The 332-nt window shown below is 49.7% G+C and carries 1 tRNA gene; it reads right to left on the bottom strand.

Annotated features, from left to right (window positions below):
* Nucleotides 1-222 precede the first annotated feature (222 nt).
* Nucleotides 223-298: transfer RNA gene (locus RCF34_RS22810), tRNA-Ala, on the bottom strand.
* Between the last annotated feature and the right edge of the window lie 34 nt (nucleotides 299-332).

Raw genomic sequence — 332 nt, 5'->3', positions numbered from 1 at the left:
AGTTCGCAAGATTTTACCTTGACGACACTAACTGCCAGTGAAAACAGTTAATGCAGTCTACTTCTATCACTTTCCCAATTTTTTAAAGAACAGTTCTGATCAAAGACCAGACATCAGAGTTTGGGCTGCACCGGAAGGTACATCAAACGCTCATGTCTGAGCTTTTCAAGCAATCGTGTTAGTCAGTCGACTTACAGTGACGCGCATGGGCCACCAAGGAAATGGTGGAGCCAAGGAGGATCGAACTCCTGACCTCCTGCGTGCAAGGCAGGCGCTCTCCCAGCTGAGCTATGGCCCCATCGATTGGTGGGTCTGGGCAGATTCGAACTGCC

The organism is Pseudomonas sp. 102515 (genome assembly GCF_031085165.1).
In the GTDB taxonomy this organism is placed as follows: Bacteria; Pseudomonadota; Gammaproteobacteria; order Pseudomonadales; family Pseudomonadaceae; genus Chryseomonas.
The sequence above is the reverse complement of the archived record's forward strand: the minus strand, read 5'-3'. Positions and strand labels throughout refer to the sequence as shown.